Annotated in this window: 15 protein-coding genes, 1 tRNA gene, 2 rRNA genes, 1 other RNA gene and 1 other annotated feature (2 of these 20 running past the window's edge); of the genes, 5 read left to right on the forward strand and 14 right to left on the reverse strand. The window is 45.6% G+C overall.

Annotated features, from left to right (window positions below):
• From NSQ49_RS12615 to tadA, 6 genes are all read right to left on the reverse strand, one after another.
• Positions 1-85, reverse strand: the 5' portion of a protein-coding gene (locus tag NSQ49_RS12615; RefSeq protein ID WP_159871587.1) for a YaaL family protein. The gene continues 134 nt to the left of window position 1, outside the view; the window shows 85 of its 219 coding nt (coding positions 1-85); it begins with the start codon at positions 83-85; its stop codon lies off the left edge, out of view.
• Positions 86-102: 17 nt separating this feature from the next.
• The gene (gene recR, locus NSQ49_RS12620; protein ID WP_009336775.1) at positions 103-699 is read right to left on the reverse strand and encodes a recombination mediator RecR; all 597 of its coding nucleotides are present in this window, start codon (positions 697-699) and stop codon (positions 103-105) included.
• A 125-nt stretch (positions 700-824) separates the two neighbouring features.
• The gene (locus tag NSQ49_RS12625; RefSeq protein ID WP_035333488.1) at positions 825-1,148 is read right to left on the reverse strand and encodes a YbaB/EbfC family nucleoid-associated protein; all 324 of its coding nucleotides are present in this window, start codon (positions 1,146-1,148) and stop codon (positions 825-827) included.
• 22 nt (positions 1,149-1,170) lie between these two features.
• Positions 1,171-2,868 carry a DNA polymerase III subunit gamma/tau gene (gene dnaX, locus NSQ49_RS12630; protein ID WP_159871584.1) on the reverse strand — a complete coding sequence of 566 codons (1,698 nt, stop codon included), beginning with the start codon at positions 2,866-2,868 and terminating at the stop codon, positions 1,171-1,173.
• A 135-nt stretch (positions 2,869-3,003) separates the two neighbouring features.
• Positions 3,004-3,268, reverse strand: an RNA gene (ffs, locus tag NSQ49_RS12635) — signal recognition particle sRNA large type.
• Between the two features lie 79 nt (positions 3,269-3,347).
• Positions 3,348-3,884 (reverse strand): tRNA adenosine(34) deaminase TadA, encoded by a 537-nt coding sequence (gene tadA / locus NSQ49_RS12640; protein ID WP_285871464.1) that lies wholly within the window; start codon positions 3,882-3,884, stop codon positions 3,348-3,350.
• A gap of 76 nt (positions 3,885-3,960) precedes the next feature.
• Between tadA and NSQ49_RS12645 the strand changes: the two genes are divergently transcribed.
• From NSQ49_RS12645 to NSQ49_RS12660, 4 genes are all read left to right on the forward strand, one after another.
• Positions 3,961-4,536, forward strand: coding sequence for an isochorismatase family cysteine hydrolase (locus tag NSQ49_RS12645; RefSeq protein ID WP_251284968.1), 576 nt, complete (start codon positions 3,961-3,963; stop codon positions 4,534-4,536).
• Between the two features lie 45 nt (positions 4,537-4,581).
• Complete coding sequence (locus NSQ49_RS12650) at positions 4,582-5,868, forward strand: LysM peptidoglycan-binding domain-containing protein (RefSeq protein WP_251284967.1); 1,287 nt, start codon at positions 4,582-4,584, stop codon at positions 5,866-5,868.
• A gap of 189 nt (positions 5,869-6,057) precedes the next feature.
• Positions 6,058-6,699 carry a deoxynucleoside kinase gene (locus NSQ49_RS12655; protein WP_251284966.1) on the forward strand — a complete coding sequence of 214 codons (642 nt, stop codon included), beginning with the start codon at positions 6,058-6,060 and terminating at the stop codon, positions 6,697-6,699.
• Positions 6,696-7,364 carry a deoxynucleoside kinase gene (locus tag NSQ49_RS12660; protein ID WP_251284965.1) on the forward strand — a complete coding sequence of 223 codons (669 nt, stop codon included), beginning with the start codon at positions 6,696-6,698 and terminating at the stop codon, positions 7,362-7,364. The genes NSQ49_RS12655 and NSQ49_RS12660 overlap by 4 nt, the downstream gene beginning before the upstream one ends.
• A 155-nt stretch (positions 7,365-7,519) precedes the next feature.
• Here the strand turns inward: NSQ49_RS12660 and NSQ49_RS12665 are convergent.
• The 6 genes from NSQ49_RS12665 to guaB all read right to left on the reverse strand — a co-directional run bounded on the left by NSQ49_RS12665 (position 7,520) and on the right by guaB (position 13,970).
• Positions 7,520-7,612 (reverse strand) — tRNA-Ser (locus tag NSQ49_RS12665).
• A 93-nt stretch (positions 7,613-7,705) separates the two neighbouring features.
• On the reverse strand, positions 7,706-8,983 hold the full coding sequence (serS, locus tag NSQ49_RS12670; RefSeq protein ID WP_159871572.1) for a serine--tRNA ligase: 1,278 nt from the start codon (positions 8,981-8,983) through the stop codon (positions 7,706-7,708).
• A 51-nt stretch (positions 8,984-9,034) separates the two neighbouring features.
• Positions 9,035-9,259 (reverse strand) — a binding site (T-box leader).
• Between the two features lie 61 nt (positions 9,260-9,320).
• The gene (gene pdxT, locus NSQ49_RS12675; protein ID WP_251284964.1) at positions 9,321-9,908 is read right to left on the reverse strand and encodes a pyridoxal 5'-phosphate synthase glutaminase subunit PdxT; all 588 of its coding nucleotides are present in this window, start codon (positions 9,906-9,908) and stop codon (positions 9,321-9,323) included.
• A 12-nt stretch (positions 9,909-9,920) separates the two neighbouring features.
• Positions 9,921-10,802 (reverse strand): pyridoxal 5'-phosphate synthase lyase subunit PdxS, encoded by an 882-nt coding sequence (pdxS, locus tag NSQ49_RS12680; RefSeq protein ID WP_009336764.1) that lies wholly within the window; start codon positions 10,800-10,802, stop codon positions 9,921-9,923.
• A 161-nt stretch (positions 10,803-10,963) separates the two neighbouring features.
• Complete coding sequence (locus NSQ49_RS12685; RefSeq protein WP_159871566.1) at positions 10,964-12,319, reverse strand: D-alanyl-D-alanine carboxypeptidase family protein; 1,356 nt, start codon at positions 12,317-12,319, stop codon at positions 10,964-10,966.
• Positions 12,320-12,506: 187 nt separating this feature from the next.
• A complete protein-coding gene (guaB, locus tag NSQ49_RS12690; RefSeq protein WP_159871563.1) occupies positions 12,507-13,970 on the reverse strand; it encodes an IMP dehydrogenase in 1,464 nt (487 codons plus the stop codon).
• 111 nt (positions 13,971-14,081) lie between these two features.
• Between guaB and NSQ49_RS12695 the strand changes: the two genes are divergently transcribed.
• Positions 14,082-15,041: a YaaC family protein gene (locus tag NSQ49_RS12695; RefSeq protein WP_159871560.1), complete on the forward strand. Its 960-nt coding sequence runs from the start codon at positions 14,082-14,084 to the stop codon at positions 15,039-15,041.
• 509 nt (positions 15,042-15,550) lie between these two features.
• On the opposite strand, the gene rrf is transcribed toward NSQ49_RS12695, so the two are convergent.
• Positions 15,551-15,667, reverse strand: a 5S ribosomal RNA gene (rrf, locus tag NSQ49_RS12700).
• A gap of 138 nt (positions 15,668-15,805) precedes the next feature.
• Positions 15,806-17,500, reverse strand: a 23S ribosomal RNA gene (locus NSQ49_RS12705); it runs 1,241 nt beyond the window's last position.

Here is a 17,500-nt window from a genome sequence, read left to right on the forward strand (position 1 = left end):
TCCAATCTGATTTCAATCGGTTCAGCTGCTCCAGAAGCTTCTCATCAAACTCGCTGCGAAGCCATTTTTTTCTGCGAAAAAACATATATTCCGCCTCCATGCTTAGACTTCTCTTCTTCCCTCTAACGCTTTTGAGAGCGTCACTTCATCCGCATATTCCAGATCTCCGCCTACCGGCAGGCCATGGGCGATCCGGGTAGCCTTTATGCCGGACGGCTTAATCAGGCGGGAGATGTACATGGCTGTTGCTTCCCCTTCAATATTCGGATTGGTGGCAAGAATAATCTCCTGGACCGTCTCATCCTGAAGTCTTTTCAATAAATCAGGAATATTAATATCTTCAGGGCCAATCCCATCCATTGGAGAGATTGCTCCATGAAGGACATGGTACAGCCCGTTGTATTCCTTCATCTTTTCCATGGCAATCACGTCTTTCGGATCCTGGACCACGCAGATGACGGACCGGTCACGTCTCTGGTCCTCACAAATATAGCAAGGGTCCTGATCTGTGATATGGCCGCAGACAGAGCAGTAAGACAAATTTCTTTTCGCATTGACCAGTGCTTTCGCAAAATCCAGCACAGTATCTTCCTTCATGCTTAAAACAAAAAACGCCAGACGCGCAGCCGTTTTCGGGCCGATTCCGGGCAGTTTCATAAAGCTGTCAATCAGCTTGGATATCGGTTCAGGATAATGCATGTATGTTTCCTCCTATATGAAAAGGAAAAGCGCCGCGAGCATGATGGCTGATGGATAATTCATCAGACTATGTTCGCTGGCGCCCGGCCTGTCCGTGCTTCTAAGCACTCCTTCAGGACGTTTAATTAAAACATTCCCGGCAGGTTCATTCCTTTTGTAAATTGGCCCATCGTATCGTTTGTTAGATCTTCCGCTTTTTTCAGTGCATCGTTCGTTGCAGCCAGAACAAGGTCCTGCAGCATTTCGATATCTTCCGGATCCACAACTTCCTCTTTAATGTTAACTTCTAAAACTTGTTTATGTCCGGATACTATGACAGTCACCATTCCGCCGCCAGCTGTTCCTTCAATCCTTTTTTCGCCAAGCTCTTCCTGTGCCTGTGCCATCTTCTTTTGCATTTTCTGCATTTGCTTCATCATATTTTGCATATTTCCCATTCCACCGCGCATTTTACATTCCTCCAGCTAGTTTCTATTCTTTAATTTCAATTAATTCAGCGCCAAATAATTTGACCGCTTCAGCCACATGAGGTTCTTCCTCATTTCCGCTGAAGCCCTCGCCAGTCTCATCTCCGTCACGCTGGCTGCGCAGGAACTCTTCCCTGACACTTTGCCATTGTTCATCCGGAATGCCGACCAGCTGCATTCTCTTTCCTAAAAGCTCAAACAGGACATTCGCCAGAGTATCCAGGAACTTCGCATTATCCATGGCCATCTGACAATGAATTTCATATTTAAATTTAACGATAAGAGCTGTTTCTGACGCGGCTACAGGCTCTGCTTCATTGAGAAGAGCTGCCTGGGAGCGCATCTGGTTTTGAACAAGCAGGTTCAGCATTTCACCCCAGCGGCTCTTTACAGCCACCAGATCGTTTTTCGTTGCCTGCTTCAGTACCTCATTCACTTTCCCGACTGGTGCCTGGAATCCTTTGCGTGAACTTCTCTGCGGCTTTTTCTGTACAGCAGGAGCTCCATCATCTTTCACTGCTATGCCGTTTTTCTTTAACTCAGCAAGCTCGTGCTGAAGCTGTTCGATTTTTTGCATCAGCGGCTTGATGTCTGCAGCCTGTCCTGGTCTCTCACGCTGTTCAAGCTGGCACAGCTTCACAATCGCCACTTCCAGGAAAATTCGCGGATGGTTGGTCCACCTCATCTCCTGCTGGGCTTTGTTCAGCACTTCTATCAGCTCATATAGCTCTTCAGGCTCCACTTCACCGGCAAGCTGCTGGAAGTTCTCATCGAGCATAACTCTTTCTAATGATTCCTCCAGCCTTGGAGCAGCTTTATATAAAAGCATATCCCGGTAATACAGGATAAAGTCCTCTATAAAGCGGGAAGGATCTTTCCCCTGAAAAAGGAGCTCCTCCAGAAATTCCAGTCCCGATGCTGCATCCCTGTCTTTAACCGCTCTTGCCAGTTTATTTAAAAACCCCTGTGACACTGCACCTGTTACAGATAAGGCATCTTCCACTGTAACACGATCCTGGCTGAAGGAGATAGCCTGATCAAGCAGGCTGAGCGCATCGCGCATACCGCCTTCTGCGGCTCTTGCAATGATCTGCAGGGCCTGCTCCTCATAAGCTGCACCAGTTTCATCCGCAATCAGCTTCATTCTTCCTGTAATCGCCTGAGCCGTGATCCGCTTAAAATCGAATCGCTGACACCGGGAGATAATCGTCAAAGGAATTTTATGAGGCTCTGTGGTAGCTAAAATAAAAATAACATGCTTCGGCGGCTCTTCAAGTGTTTTTAACAGCGCATTGAAGGCTCCAATAGAAAGCATATGCACCTCATCGACGATGTAAACCTTGTATTTCACAGCGTTCGGGGCATACTTCACTTTGTCCCTGATATCCCTGATTTCTTCTACACCGTTATTCGATGCAGCATCGATTTCAATGACATCCGGAATCGATCCGTCTGTAATCCCTCTGCAGGCCGAACATTCATTGCATGGTTCAGTAACAGGTGCTTTCTCACAGTTAACAGCCTTTGCAAGTATTTTTGCCGCACTCGTTTTACCGGTTCCGCGGGGGCCGGAAAACAAATAGGCGTGTGATATCTTCTCCTGAAGCAGGGCGTTTTGCAAAGTCTTTGTCACATGTTCCTGGCCGACAACATCGATAAACTGCTGCGGGCGCCAAACACGATATAAAGCTTGATAACTCACTGACACGCCCCCTTCCTATGTATAGTCCTTCATCTATTATAACGTATCTAATTTCTTTTTTACAAAACCTAGAGCAAAAAATACAACAAAAAACCCATCCCGCAAAAGGATGAGTTTTAGTAACAATATAAACTGCCGTGCACCTTCCGTCGACTGGCGCCCATAGGCGTTACTTAAGCAGTTAGCTCGGCCCAGGCAACCCTGCGGCACATGGGAGCGTCCACTTAATGCTGCTTCCTTCCGGACCTGACATGATTCATGGATTCCCATTGCGCAGGACCCGGGCGTCAACACCACTTACTTAAGGCAGGCCCTACAGGACACGAGCCTCGGGAAGGGATTCAGCCTCGCTAGAGCGGATTGCGAGTACAGGGCACCGCTACCTCCCCGCCTAGCACGGCAAAGTTGATACCATATTTAGGTGCGTCTTTATCCGACGCATTTATAAGTATACTAACAATCAGAAAAAAAAGCAATGCCTAACCATTGTCAATTCCTGTATCCTGTTCCATCTGCAGCAATTGCCTTCTCTTTTTCTCTTCTTTCTTGCGCTTTCGCAAGTCCCGAAAAAAGCTCGAAAGCATTTCGCCGCATTCTTCTTCCAGTACCCCTGGCACGACTTCACTCTGATGATTGAACCGCTCATCCTGCAAAAGGTTCATAAGCGTTCCGGCACAGCCTCCCTTTGGATCCCTGGCGCCATACACCACCTTTTGAATGCGTGACAGTATAATGGAGCCGGAACACATCGGACAAGGCTCCAATGTCACATAAAGAACAGCATTCTCCAGCCGCCAGGTTCCGAGTTTTTTACACGCCTGATCAATCGCAAGCAATTCCGCATGCGCAATCGCAGTCTGATTCACTTCTCTCAGATTATGGGCCCGGGCAATGATTTTCCCGTCCAGGACAATGACTGCACCGATTGGAACCTCCTCCAGATCGTGAGCAAGCCTAGCCTCCTTAATGGCCTCCCGCATATACAGTTCATCTTCAGTGATTGATTCCTGTATCAAATATCTTCATTCCTTCTCTTAACTTCTGTGTAAAAGCCGCCCCTTTTACGAAAAATACCCGTAAAGGAGCGATACCATGAAAAATCCGCAAGACTATAAACCGGCTCTTATCATTATTGACATGATTAACGACTTTCATTTTCACCATGGGAAAATCCTTGCTGAAAAAGCATTGAATCTCACAAAAACTATCAATGAGCTAAAAGCTGCATTCCATGAACAGAATTTTCCCGTTATTTATACGAATGACCATTATAACCTCTGGAAGGCTGATCTTGATACGATTATGAATCATTGCCGCAATCCTGTCAGTGAGCGTATCCTGGATGAGATACAGCCATCACCGGATGATTATTTTTTAATAAAGCCAAAGCATTCCGCTTTTTACGGCACTGCCTTAAATACTCTCTTGCACCAGCTCGGCGTAAATCTGCTTGTCATGACGGGAATCGCAGGCAATATCTGTGTCCTGTTTTCAGCCAATGATGCTTATATGAGAGAATACAGCCTCCATATACCGCATGACTGCACCGCTTCTAATGATGACCACGATAATGAAAATGCCTTAAAGATGATGAAAAACGTATTAAAAGCTAATATATCTTCCTTCTCTGAAAACAATTATAACATTTCTTCTATGTTTCCCTCATAAAATGGCAGTAGTGTTCTAAGACGTTTTTTCAGGGAGGGAGATAGATTGCAGATTCATGTGATTCAGCAAAGCCAGACTTTGTTCGGCATTGCCCAGGCATATGGGACAACAGTTGAAGATCTCGTTGAAGCAAATGAAATTCCCAATCCAAATAATCTGGTGGTCGGCCAGACACTGGTCATTCCGATAATAGGAAGATTTTATTGGGTGCAGCCGGGTGACAGCCTTTATTCCATTTCAAGAAGGTTCGGCATTTCCTATCAGCAGCTGGCATCGGTCAATGCCATTTCAGTAAATCAGCCGCTACAGGTGGGGTTTCGGCTTTATATCCCGCCCCGCTCGAAAACGGAAGCCGAGTTTAATGCCTATGTAGAGCCAAGAGGCGAAACAGTCGCCCCTGAACTGGAGGAAAGCGCACGAAATGCTGCCCCCTATTTGACTTATCTTGCGCCCTTCAGTTTCCAGGCCCTTCGAGATGGTTCTTTGAAGGAGCCGCTTCTGAACGAATTCCCGGCCATTGCGAGAGCCAATAATAATGTATTGATGATGGTCATTACCAATCAGGAAAACGATCAGTTCAGCGACGAACTCGGCAGGATTTTGTTAAATGATATGGCAATTCAGAATAAGTTCCTGGATAACATTACAGCCACAGCCAAAAAATACGGTTTCAGGGATATTCATTTTGACTTTGAGTTTCTGCGCCCGGAGGACCGGGAGGCCTATAACAATTTTCTCAGAAAAGCGAGGGCAAGATTCAGGCAGGAGGGCTGGCTGATTTCCACAGCATTGGCTCCGAAAACCAGCGCGGAACAGCAAGGTCTTTGGTATGAGGCCCATGATTATAGAGCACATGGGGAGATTGTTGATTTTGTCGTCATCATGACCTATGAATGGGGCTACAGCGGAGGACCGGCTATGGCTGTTTCCCCGATCGGCCCGGTTCGTCAGGTATTGGAATATGCAATCACCGAAATGCCCTCTTCTAAAATCATGATGGGCCAGAACTTGTATGGCTATGACTGGACGCTTCCTTTTGTTGAGGGCACCACCGCAAAAGCGGTCAGTCCGCAGCAGGCCATACAGATTGCAGCGGAAAATAATGTGGCCATTCAATATGATTACAAAGCACAAGCTCCATTTTTCAACTATACAGCACCTGACGGGAGAAGGCATGAGGTCTGGTTTGAAGATGCCCGCTCCATCCAGGCAAAGTTCGACCTAATCAAAGAACTGAAGCTCCGGGGAATGAGTTACTGGAAGCTTGGCCTGTCTTTCCCGCAAAATTGGCTTCTGATTACGGAAAACTTCGATGTGGTAAAAAGAGCATAATCACTCAGCAGCTGCCGCTTTCAGGCAGCTTTTTTATTTTTCAGATTATATGCTCCTATTTTCTTATTTCCAGCTGAAATTCCATATCCCTTCCACTCTATACTGTGATAAAATAAGCTTTGTGTCATTTTAGAACGTACCTATAAATGGTTTTTATAGATAAATAAGCAATGCAGGAGGATGATCAATATGGGGGGAATACCTTTTATTACAGTAGAGGGGCCGATTGGTGTTGGGAAAACATCTCTCGCTAAAGCTATAGCTGAGAAATTTCAATATGCCTTACTAAAAGAGATTGTTGATGAAAATCCCTTTTTGGGCAAATTCTATGAAAACATTGAGGAATGGAGCTTTCAGACTGAAATGTTTTTCCTCTGCAACCGCTACAAACAGCTGGTTGATATCAACAATCACTACTTAGCTCAAAATAAGCCTGTTGTGGCTGATTATCATATATTCAAAAATCTGATCTTTGCCCAGCGCACCTTAAATCAGACTGAATATCAGAAGTATTTGAAGATCTATGACATTCTGACGGGCGATATGCCAAAGCCGAATGTCATTATCTATCTCAATGCAAGCCTTGAAACACTGCTCGACCGAATCGAGCTGCGGGGCCGTGAAATTGAAAAGAATATCAGTCCATTATATCTTGAGCAATTATCCCTTGATTATGAAACGGCTATGAATGAGTTCGAAAAACAGCACCCGGATATTCCAGTTATCCGCTTTAATGGAGATCAGCTGGATTTTGTCAAAAATGACGCAGACTTAATGCATATATTCGATACCTTATCGACATCATTAAAAAAGAGGAGCATACACTTATGAATCTAAGGCAAAAATATGAGATTCCTTCGAACGCCGTCATCACCATTGCCGGAACCGTTGGAGTCGGAAAATCAACAATGACCAATGCGCTGGCGGACGCCCTGGGGTTCCGAACCTCTTTCGAAAAGGTTGATACTAATCCTTACCTTGATAAATTCTATGCGGATTTCAACCGCTGGAGCTTTCACCTGCAGGTTTACTTCCTGGCTGAACGCTTCAAGGATCAGAAGCGCATTTTCGAATATGGCGGCGGCTTTGTTCAGGACCGTTCCATTTATGAAGACACAGGCATCTTTGCGAAAATGCATTACGAAAAAGGCACGATGTCCAAAGTCGATTACGAAACATATACCAGCTTATTTGATGCGATGGTGATGACACCATACTTCCCGCATCCTGATTTGCTTATTTATCTGGAAGGCTCGCTAGATGACATTCTTTCCCGCATCCAGGAGCGCGGCCGTCCAATGGAGCAGCAGACACCAATTTCTTACTGGGAAGAAATGCACCAGCGCTATGAAAAGTGGATCAACAGTTTTAATGCTTGCCCGGTCCTGCGCCTGAATATCAATGACTATGATATCATTCAGAATGAGCAATCCATTGAGCCAATAGTGGAGCGCATTTCTTACTTCTTAAGGCAAACTCAATTATTGAAGAAATAACCGCCATTTGGCGGTTTTTTTCTGTTCATTGGTTCGGAGAGTTCCGAATACCCTGAAGAGGCAAGGGTCAAGAATTATATACAAAAAAACCGCTGATGCTATCAGCGGTTTTATGTATCTCCAATTTTTATGCGCGTGTTAGATGTCAATTAAAATGGAGGAGGAAAGGGGATTCGAACCCCTGCGCGGTTTGACCCGCCTGTCGGTTTTCAAGACCGATCCCTTCAGCCAGACTTGGGTATTCCTCCGCATCGACAAGAAATACTATAACACCCTTTTAAAAAGATGTCAACATCATTTTATAAAAAAAGAGCGGATGAAAAATCCGCTCCAAACTTCCATTAAGGCTTAATGACCTCACGATTGCCCATATATGGACGCAGTACTTCAGGAATGATGACACTTCCGTCAGCCTGCTGGTAATTTTCCAGAATGGCTGCCACCGTGCGGCCGATCGCAAGGCCAGATCCATTCAGTGTATGCACATGCTCCGGCTTGCCTTTTGCCTCGCGGCGGAAGCGGATATTCGCACGTCTTGCCTGGAATCCTTCAAAGTTACTGCAAGAAGAAATTTCACGGTATGTGTTATAGCTTGGGATCCAGACCTCGATATCATATTTCTTCGCAGCTGTGAATCCAAGATCTCCTGTGCACATGCTCATAACACGGTATGGCAGGCCAAGCAGCTGAAGTACCTTTTCTGCGTGTCCAGTCAGCTTCTCCAGCTCATCATAAGACTCTTCCGGCTTCACAAACTTTACAAGCTCTACTTTATTGAACTGGTGCTGGCGGATCAGCCCTCGAGTGTCACGGCCGGCAGAGCCTGCTTCAGAACGGAAGCATGCACTAAATGCAGCATAGTTAATCGGAAGCTCATCAGCATTCAGAATTTCTTCTCTATGCATATTAGTGACAGGCACCTCTGCAGTTGGAATAAGGAAGTAATCCTCGCTTTCAATCAGGAAAGCATCTTCTTCAAATTTCGGAAGCTGTCCTGTTCCTGTCATGCTGGCACGGTTGACCATGTACGGAGGCAGAACTTCCTTATAGCCATGCTCGTCTGTGTGCAAATCAAGCATGAAGTTGAATAGTGCACGCTCAAGGCGGGCTCCAAGGCCTTTGTAGAATACAAAGCGGCTGCCGGTTACTTTGCTGGCACGCTCGAAATCAAGCAGGTCAAGATCTGTTGCTACATCCCAGTGCGGCTTTGGCTCAAAATCAAATTCACGAACTTCGCCCCATTTGCGGACTTCGACATTATCATCTTCTGTTTCACCGACAGGCACGCTTTCATGCGGGATGTTCGGGATACTTAACAGCAATTGGTCCAATTCCTCCTCAACCTTGCGGAGCTCCTCATCCAATGCCTTGATCTTATCGCCGACTTCTCTCATTTCTGTAATTAAATGGTCTGCATCCTGCTTATCACGCTTTAAGGCTGCAACCTGCTGGGATACTTCATTCCTTTTGCTCTTCAGCTGTTCGGCTTCGACAATCAATTCGCGTCTTTTCACATCCAGATCCTCGAATTTTCCGAGATCGGTTAAATCCTCTCCGCGATGCTGAAGCTTATTTTTCACTTCTTCAAAATTAGCCCTTAAAAATTTAATGTCCAGCATGTTTACTACCTCCTGAAAAATAATTTGGAACACAAAAAACTCCCGTCCCCCAAAAGGGACGAGAGTTACCCGCGTTGCCACCCTAGTTGAAAGCATAAGCTTTCCACCTTAAATCCATAACGGTTTTAACCGAAAGCATTTACTTTTCCCGGAAAATACCGGGTGTTCCATGCTTTGCTCGAGGATGGATTCACAGGGTTTATTCACCGGTTTTCACCAGCCACCGGCTCTCTACAGAACAAAGTTCCTGTTACTAGTTCCTCTCATTGCTTTTAAGCTATAAGAATTTTGTAATTCATAATGTACTACAATTATGTTCCATTTGCAACCAATTTATTCAAATTGCTAATGACTTGGACTCTTTGATCATTTTAACAAAATAGCCCGTCAGTCGATGGTCATCCGTCAGTTCGGGATGGAAAGAGCATCCGAGGAATCTGCCTTCACGTGCAGCCACAATCCGGCCGTTATGCTTGGCCAGGATTTCAACATTCTCCCCCGCCTCGACAATATGCGGCGCACGAATAAAGACTGCCGCAAAGTCCTCTGCTACTCCGGCAATATCAAGATCCGCCTCAAAGCTTTCACGCTGGCGCCCGAATGAGTTTCTTTCCACCCGGACATCCATCACACCGATATGAGGCTCATTATAACCGACAATATGGTTTGCAAGGAGGATAAGCCCTGCACATGTCCCGAACATCGGCTTTCCTGACTGTGCAAACTCCTTAAGGCTGTCCATGAAATCATATTTATCAATGAGGCGTCTCATGGTCGTGCTCTCGCCTCCAGGCAGGATAAGCCCGTCCACCTCATTAAGCTGCTCTTTGCGTTTAATGACCACAGCTTCGGCGCCGCATGCTTCTACTGATAGAACATGCTCTCTGACCGCACCCTGCAGCCCCAATACTCCAACCTTTATCATGTTCAATTCTCCTTACCAGCCGCGCTCCTGCATACGAGCTTCAGGAGCCAATGAAGAAATTTCAATTCCCTTCATTGGTGTGCCTAGTTCTTTTGAAAGTTCAGCGATTAATTTGTAGTCCTGATAATGTGTAGTTGCTTCAACAATCGCACGGGCAAATTTCGCAGGGTTTTCAGATTTGAAGATACCTGATCCTACGAACACACCGTCAGCACCAAGCTCCATCATTAAAGCCGCATCTGCAGGTGTTGCAACGCCGCCTGCTGCGAAGTTTACGACTGGAAGGCGTCCAAGGCTCTTGATTTCCAAAAGAAGCTCATATGGCGCTCCCAGAAGCTTAGCTTCTGTCATTAACTCATCTTCATTCATGCCGACAACCTTGCGAACCTGTGCATTCACCTTGCGGATATGGCGAACAGCTTCCACAATGTTTCCAGTTCCTGGCTCACCCTTTGTGCGAAGCATGGAAGCACCTTCGCCAATACGGCGTGCAGCTTCCCCTAAATCACGGCATCCGCAAACGAACGGAACAGTGTAGTCCCTTTTATTCAAGTGGTATTCTTCATCAGCAGGAGTTAACACTTCACTCTCATCTATGTAATCGACACCCATCGCTTCAAGCAAACGCGCTTCTACAATATGGCCAATACGTGCTTTTGCCATTACCGGGATGGAAACCGCTCCCATTACTTCTTCCATAATACGCGGATCTGCCATACGTGCTACACCGCCGGCTGCACGGATATCAGAAGGAACACGCTCTAGTGCCATAACTGCTACTGCACCAGCTTCTTCTGCGATTTTCGCCTGCTCAGCGTTAACAACGTCCATAATGACGCCGCCTTTTTGCATTTCTGCCATTCCCCGTTTAACACGATCTGTACCTGTCTTCATGTTTATCCCCCTTCGTAAATACCATCTGCTTTGGATGGGTTAAATATTATGAGAAAAATAACTTTTCAAAAAAAGGAAAATAGAATTCTTTACTCGGAATTTTCCCTATTGAAAATATGCAATGAAAAAGGGCTCCTGTCAAGACAGGAAAGCCCTTTTTCTTAAAACCAACCTTTTACAGTTGAGGAAACACTGCCCCATAGATCACCGAAGAAACCTCCGATAGAGCGCATAGTCAGCACGAACCAGTTTGCTTTTTCAACACTTTCAGCGGCAACAACATCCACCTGGATATTGTCTTTGCCTTTATCAGAAAGGAATTCCAGCTTCCCGCCCTCTTTGGATTCGATCGTTAAGTAGCCGACTTTTTCTCCCTTTTTAATAGGAGCAGTCAATTCACCATTTTCATTTAATTTCTTTTTATCCAGAACAAGAACGGGTTTAAAGTTTTCCTTTTCCCCATTTCTCATAACCATTTCGATGGCATCTTTAGAAGAAATCTTCACTTTATCTTCTTTCCCTTTTGTAACAGGCACTGTTTTCTGGCCTTTCACCTGATAGTTGGCAGGAACGATTTCTTCTTTCGTGAAGTTGGTGAAACCGAAGTCAAACATCTTCTTGGTTTCATCAAATCTGGATTTATAAGTAGCCTGGCCATTCGCTCCTTTAGCGTTCATGACTACGCTGATGTAGCGGCTGCCATCTCTCATGGCCGTACCTGTGAAGCAGTATCCGGCAAAGTCAGTCGTACCTGTTTTAAGGCCATCTGCCCCTTCATAGCCATATACCAGCTCCGGAAGCATCCAGTTCCAGTTTTCCATTTTAATTTCATCATCTGTACCCTCTCTGAAGGTCTTTCTAGGGGTACTTGCCGTTTCTAATACTTCCGGGAACCGATTAATCAATTCCCTTGCCAGAATAGCTGTATCTCTTGCTGACATTACGTTTTCATCCTCAGGGCCGCCTGCAGGAGGAGATCCCTTTAAGTCACGGTTGTTCAAACCGCTTGAGTTTACAAATTTATATTCCTTTAATCCAAGCTCTGCCGCTTTTTCGTTCATCATTTTAACAAAGTTAGTTTCTGAACCGGCAATCGTTTCTGCAATTGCAATGGTTGCACCATTTGCAGAATAGATAGCCATGGCTTCATACAATTCACGGATATTGTATTTGCCGTCTCTTCTTAATGGGACATTTGATAGATTGCGGTCCTGTGATACTTTCCACACATATTCACTTACTGCGTATTCCTGATCCCACTTTACTTTGCCTTTTTCAACGGCTTCAAGAAGCAGGTATTCTGTCATCATTTTTGTCATACTGGCAATGCCCAGTACTTTATCCGCATTTTTTTGATATAAAATCTTTCCGGTCTCTGCATCTACTAAAATAGCAGCATCGGCATTGATATTTAAAATATCCTCCGCATGTGCTTTATGTATACCAGGTAAAAGACCTAATATCATGACCAAGGCAAGGAATCCAGCGATAGACTTACGGTACAATGTTTTCTTCAATTTTACTGCCCTCCAACGTTTTAATACACTTTTGTTATTTTATCATAACTCTGATTTAAAGAATAGATAGAGTAATTACCTATTCCTGCCTGCCTTAGCTCATTGTTATGCATTAATATTTTCCTAGGTTCAATTTTTTGGGGCAAATAAAAAAGCAGGAAAGGTTCCCCTCTCCTGCTTTGTGCTGTTATAGCGAGTAGTTTGGCGCCTCTTTTGTGATCTGCACATCATGCGGGTGGCTTTCTCTCAGGCCAGCACCAGTCATTTTAATAAATTGGGCATTTTCGCGAAGCTCATGAAGATCCTTTGTTCCGCAATAGCCCATTCCGGAACGGATACCTCCGACAAGCTGGTATATCGTATCGGATAAAGGCCCTTTATAAGCAATGCGCCCTTCAATTCCCTCTGGAACGAACTTCTTATTATCTTCCTGGAAGTAACGGTCTTTAGAGCCTTTTTCCATGGCTGCCACAGAACCCATTCCTCTGTACACCTTGAAGCGTCGTCCCTGGAAGATTTCCGTTTCTCCCGGGCTTTCTGAAACACCGGCAAGAAGGCTGCCAAGCATTACAGCATGTCCGCCGGCTGCCAATGCTTTCACGATGTCCCCTGAATATTTGATTCCGCCATCAGCAATAATGGACTTGCCATGCTTGCGTGCTTCAGTTGCACAATCATAGACAGCTGTGATTTGCGGTACCCCTACACCTGCAACTACACGTGTTGTACAAATTGATCCTGGTCCGATTCCCACTTTCACAATATCCGCACCTGCTTCAATTAAATCCTTTGTCGCTTCAGCAGTCGCGACGTTTCCAGCAATAATGGCCAGATCCGGATAGGTGTTCCTGATTTCGCGTACAGTATCAAGCACGCCTTTTGAATGTCCATGTGCCGTATCCACAACAATGACATCCACATGGGATTTCACAAGCATTTCAACCCGCTTCATCGTATCGCCGGTTACGCCAACCGCTGCACCTGCGAGCAGGCGTCCTCGCTCATCTTTTGCCGAGTTAGGAAACTCAATGACTTTTTCAATATCTTTAATGGTAATTAACCCTTTTAAAACACCTTCATCATCTACTAGCGGCAATTTTTCAATTTTATGCTGCTGAAGAATCTTTTCTGCTTGATCTAATGTGGTGCCCACTGGGGCTGTTACAAGGTTTTCTTTAGTCATCACATCTGAAATTTTTATCGAAAAGTCCTGAATAAATCGGAGGTCACGGTTTGTCAAAATGCCAACAAGCTTCTGTTCCTCATTATTATTGACGATTGGAACACCCGAAATCCGGTACTTGCCCATTAGATGTTCTGCATCAAATACCTGCTGTTCTGGAGTGAGGAAGAAAGGATCCGTGATAACGCCGCTTTCTGAACGCTTTACTTTATCCACCTGATCAGCCTGCTGTTCAATGGACATGTTTTTATGGATAATTCCCAAACCGCCCTGGCGCGCCATAGCAATCGCCATTTCTGCTTCAGTTACCGTATCCATTCCGGCACTGATCACTGGAATGTTAAGTGCAATCTTTTCAGTCAAATTAACTTTAAGGCTTACATCACGAGGAAGTACCTCTGATTTCGATGGAACCAGTAAAACATCATCAAACGTTAAACCTTCTTTAGCAAACTTAGTTTCCCACATTTTTTTGACCTCCTGGACTCGAAAATATTATTAGTAGGTTATCAATTGGACAAAATACTGTCAAGAACGGATTGATATGTTGGATTTTTCTAAAGATTCGGAGGACTCGTTGTGATACATCCATTTGATCTAAAAAGCTCCTTTTTATATTTTTTTTCGGCGAACACTTCACAGGAATTTTTAAAGAAATGCTACCAAAAACAAAACCTGGATCAGGCTGAACAAAAGAGCTATGAAAACAGCTACCCTTTTATATACTATCTAGAACACGGACAAGTATACTATGAGCAGGCAGAGAAGGCGCCATTGGTCATCAAGCCGATTCTCTTTTTTTATGGACTTGTTCACCTTGTAAAGGCCTGTATACTGACTGTGGACCCTAATTATCCGGAGACTACCTCTGTTTTGGCACACGGGGTGTCCACCCGGAAAAGAAAAAAGCAGCAATATAATTTTTTTCAGGATGAAGTGAAATTTCAAAAAAGCGGTCTTTTCCCTTATATGGGAGAAAAAATGTTCCACATGAAACATTTGGAAGGCGAAAAAACAACAATGGGAGAGTTATTCGGCCAGATTCCGGAGCTTAACAATTTGTATAGCCAGACAGAAGGCCGCAATACTTTTCTGGAAGCGGAGCGGGTAAAGGATGTATTCACCTTGCCAAAAATAATTCTCGACCGCTTTCATATGACCGAATCCCGCTTTGTGGAATATGTGCAGTCAAAATCGGACTTTAATATAAGCTTTCAGGAATCAGAGGAGACAGCACTAAATTTTTTGACAAAAAACCTGAATACATATAATTTTAAGCCTTTACGATATAGTCCGGCTGCAGGAAAGTTTTTCTTCCCTTTGGCCAAAGGTGATTTGATTGATTTCCCTGAGCTTCTTATTCACTATCTGCTGCTGTATAACTTAAGCATGATTGCCCGCTATGAAACTGAATGGTGGAGTGAACTCATCAAAATGATGCCGAATAAAGACTACCCTTTTATTCAGACATTCCTTCAAATTACGGCTGAAAAGGGGCCATATTTGATTTATCAGTATTTAGCTGATAAGAAGCAGTAAGGTTTTGCAGGGGGATGCTGGATGGCTGCTTATCTCCTGTATTGGTTATTTTATGATTAGGAAGTTTTGGAAGGTGAGCGTGCAGCGCGGTGTTTGAATTTATTCTGGGGAGCTGAATTCCCTGGTAAGAAGCATGCCTGGCGGTTTATCTGACAGGTTTCGAATTTTTTCTGGCCTGTTTTGGGTTTTATCTAACATGACTGTAAAATTATCTAACAGATTTTTCGATTTATCTAGCAAGTTTTGGAGTTTATCTAACATTTAGCACTAGTTATCTTTAAAGAGAACCGCCTTGTGTTTTAAAATAGACGGTGGAATAGGGAGTGGCACATAAAATTTGATTCTGGCACCACATATATGCCTGAAAGTCGCACATAAAATGGAAAAGCGGCACATATACAGGGCAAAGTGACACATATAGGTGTAATTCCTTTTAAATTAAAGCACAAATTTATTCTTCTGACCTTCATACACACAAAAAAGAGCACCCATCAGGTGCTCTTTCATTTGCCCGGCAGCGTCCTACTCTCACAGGGGGACAGCCCCCAACTACCATCGGCGCTGAGAAGCTTAACTTCCGTGTTCGGTATGGGAACGGGTGTGACCTTCTCGCTATCGCCACCGGACTATTTGGTTGAAGAAACTTCGTTCCCTCAAAACTAGATAATGTATGAAGAAGCATTTTGCCGAGTATTCACCAATGACTTGTCTAGCTTCGGCTCCTAACTTCTCTCGAAGTTGAACAGTCGCCTCCGCTTTTCGTTTTGGTTAAGTCCTCGATCGATTAGTATCAGTCAGCTCCACATGTCGCCACGCTTCCACCTCTGACCTATCAACCTGATCATCTTTCAGGGATCTTACTAGCTTGACGCTATGGGAAATCTCATCTCGAGGGGGGCTTCATGCTTAGATGCTTTCAGCACTTATCCCTTCCGCACATAGCTACCCAGCGATGCCTTTGGCAAGACAACTGGTACACCAGCGGTGCGTCCATCCCGGTCCTCTCGTACTAAGGACAGCTCCTCTCAAATTTCCTGCGCCCACGACGGATAGGGACCGAACTGTCTCACGACGTTCTGAACCCAGCTCGCGTACCGCTTTAATGGGCGAACAGCCCAACCCTTGGGACCGACTACAGCCCCAGGATGCGATGAGCCGACATCGAGGTGCCAAACCTCCCCGTCGATGTGGACTCTTGGGGGAGATAAGCCTGTTATCCCCGGGGTAGCTTTTATCCGTTGAGCGATGGCCCTTCCATGCGGAACCACCGGATCACTAAGCCCGACTTTCGTCCCTGCTCGACTTGTAGGTCTCGCAGTCAAGCTCCCTTGTGCCTTTACACTCTGCGAATGATTTCCAACCATTCTGAGGGAACCTTTGGGCGCCTCCGTTACTTTTTAGGAGGCGACCGCCCCAGTCAAACTGCCCACCTGACACTGTCTCCCGCCCCGATAAGGGGCGCGGGTTAGAATTTCAATACAGCCAGGGTAGTATCCCACCGACGCCTCCACCGAAGCTGGCGCTCCGGCTTCTCAGGCTCCTACCTATCCTGTACAAGCTGTACCAAAATTCAATATCAGGCTACAGTAAAGCTCCACGGGGTCTTTCCGTCCTGTCGCGGGTAACCTGCATCTTCACAGGTACTATAATTTCACCGAGTCTCTCGTTGAGACAGTGCCCAGATCGTTACGCCTTTCGTGCGGGTCGGAACTTACCCGACAAGGAATTTCGCTACCTTAGGACCGTTATAGTTACGGCCGCCGTTTACTGGGGCTTCGATTCAAAGCTTCGCTTGCGCTAACCTCTCCTCTTAACCTTCCAGCACCGGGCAGGCGTCAGCCCCTATACTTCGCCTTGCGGCTTCGCAGAGACCTGTGTTTTTGCTAAACAGTCGCCTGGGCCTATTCACTGCGGCTCATCAGGGCTATTCACCCTAATGAGCACCCCTTCTCCCGAAGTTACGGGGTCATTTTGCCGAGTTCCTTAACGAGAGTTCTCTCGCTCACCTTAGGATTCTCTCCTCGCCTACCTGTGTCGGTTTGCGGTACGGGCACCTTTTCCCTCGCTAGAGGCTTTTCTTGGCAGTGTGGAATCAGGAACTTCGGTACTAAATTTCCCTCGCCGTCACAGCTCAGCCTATGTGGTAACGGGATTTGCCTCGTTACCGGCCTAACTGCTTGGACGCGCTAATCCAGCAGCGCGCTTACCCTATCCTCCTGCGTCCCCCCATTGCTCAAACGGTAAAGAGGTGGTACAGGAATATCAACCTGTTGTCCATCGCCTACGCTTTTCAGCCTCGGCTTAGGTCCCGACTAACCCTGAGCGGACGAGCCTTCCTCAGGAAACCTTAGGCATTCGGTGGATGGGATTCTCACCCATCTTTCGCTACTCATACCGGCATTCTCACTTCTAAGCGCTCCACCAGTCCTTGCGGTCTGGCTTCAACGCCCTTAGAACGC

It is taken from the genome of Cytobacillus sp. FSL R5-0377 (genome assembly GCF_038004385.1).
Taxonomy (GTDB): Bacteria; Bacillota; Bacilli; order Bacillales; family Cytobacillaceae; genus Cytobacillus.

Excerpts from the sequence above, each read along its gene's own strand:
- recR (WP_009336775.1), bottom strand. The coding sequence starts at position 699 with ATGCATTATCCTGAACCGATATCCAAGCTGATTGACAGCTTTATGAAA.
- NSQ49_RS12625 (WP_035333488.1), bottom strand. The coding sequence starts at position 1,148 with ATGCGCGGTGGAATGGGAAATATGCAAAATATGATGAAGCAAATGCAG.
- NSQ49_RS12645 (WP_251284968.1), top strand. The coding sequence starts at position 3,961 with ATGAAAAATCCGCAAGACTATAAACCGGCTCTTATCATTATTGACATG.
- NSQ49_RS12655 (WP_251284966.1), top strand. The coding sequence starts at position 6,058 with ATGGGGGGAATACCTTTTATTACAGTAGAGGGGCCGATTGGTGTTGGG.
- NSQ49_RS12660 (WP_251284965.1), top strand. The coding sequence starts at position 6,696 with ATGAATCTAAGGCAAAAATATGAGATTCCTTCGAACGCCGTCATCACC.
- serS (WP_159871572.1), bottom strand. The coding sequence starts at position 8,983 with ATGCTGGACATTAAATTTTTAAGGGCTAATTTTGAAGAAGTGAAAAAT.
- pdxT (WP_251284964.1), bottom strand. The coding sequence starts at position 9,908 with ATGATAAAGGTTGGAGTATTGGGGCTGCAGGGTGCGGTCAGAGAGCAT.
- pdxS (WP_009336764.1), bottom strand. The coding sequence starts at position 10,802 with ATGAAGACAGGTACAGATCGTGTTAAACGGGGAATGGCAGAAATGCAA.
- guaB (WP_159871563.1), bottom strand. The coding sequence starts at position 13,970 with ATGTGGGAAACTAAGTTTGCTAAAGAAGGTTTAACGTTTGATGATGTT.